The organism is Acinetobacter sp. YH16031 (assembly GCF_013417335.1).
Taxonomy (GTDB): domain Bacteria; phylum Pseudomonadota; class Gammaproteobacteria; order Pseudomonadales; family Moraxellaceae; genus Acinetobacter.
Genome location: NZ_VPED01000176.1, coordinates 1 through 1,190 on the forward strand (window position 1 = coordinate 1; position 1,190 = coordinate 1,190).

A 1,190-nucleotide genomic window follows, 5' to 3' on the forward strand; every position below is an offset into this window, starting at 1 on the left:
GACAAACCCGGTACGGTTCAAAAATCTTCCATTGATTTATTTATATCTGTTAAACCAGTCGCATTATGAAATGTAATATAAGTAGAAATTTCAGTATAAATGGTCATGATCTTTTCTAAATTTGAATATCTAAGCGTCTTCATTAATCAACCTTATTGATTATTAGTTTCTTCTTTTAAAGCTCTTTGTACTGTTGCTATCCCTACTTTAAACTTTTCTGCAACACCTCTAAATGTTGAATTTTCTTCAGCCATTGCTTTTCGTATTTCAACATAGTCAACCTTCCGCTTTCTTCCCTTATATAAGCCCTTCGCTTTGGCTTTTGCAATTCCTTCCTTTTGACGCTCACGGATCATGGAGCGTTCAAACTCTGCAAATGCAGCAAGCATCTGAAACATGAGTTTATTTATTGCCGATTGTGCTACATCATGACTGAAGGTCAAATTCTCTTTATGAAAAATAATGGTTATACCACGATCATTCAGACTATTCACAATTTCGTTCAGATCATTTGTATTACGTGCCAGACGATCAATACTATGAACATGCACCGTATCACCTTCACGCAGATAGTCGAGCATTGCATTTAACTGAGGACGTTCACGGCTACCACCGCTTGCCTTTTCAGTAAAGGTCTTATCCAGGCTGATTCCATCTAATTGACGTTCAGTATTTTGTTCAGTTGAACTGACTCGAATATATCCGACCTGATTAGGCATTCTGTACCGTTAGAGTTTAGATAATTAAATACATATTGTACCGAAATTAAATATTAAGTCTATAAATACGGTTTTTGAGTTGCTTTTTAAGACTTTATTTTGTTCCGTTAGGCTATACTCTAAATTTACAGAACATCTCTTATTCGAAATTCGATCGAATGGGAGTAAAAGCCTGCCTCAATTCGAATTAATTTTACGTTTTTTAATTTTAAAAGTTCCATGACCAGCAAAGCGTCGAGCAAGGTCAGGATTCCGGCCTTCCAAACGTTTAATCACAATTGGGGTTCGATTCGGCGTTTTACTCATTAAATGATCATTTTCAACATACATAACTGATCCACTTTGAGCTGCGGTAATAAAGCTTTCTCGAAGTGCACAAGCTGCCTGAGAAGCAATTTCTCTCTCATCGTCATTTTCATTAATTAGATTTACTGCTGACATTGACGTAATCCTGAGTAAAGCCAACCTAAA

2 protein-coding genes are annotated in these 1,190 nt (G+C 36.1%); both read right to left on the bottom strand.

The window, feature by feature from the left end; translation table 11 throughout:
- Window positions 1-152: 152 nt before the first annotated feature.
- Entirely contained in the window at window positions 153-719 is a 567-nt protein-coding gene (locus FTV31_RS16970) for a recombinase family protein (protein WP_006581699.1), read from the bottom strand.
- A gap of 177 nt (window positions 720-896) precedes the next feature.
- Entirely contained in the window at window positions 897-1,160 is a 264-nt protein-coding gene (locus FTV31_RS16975) for a hypothetical protein (protein ID WP_180015808.1), read from the bottom strand.
- Window positions 1,161-1,190 lie beyond the last annotated feature (30 nt).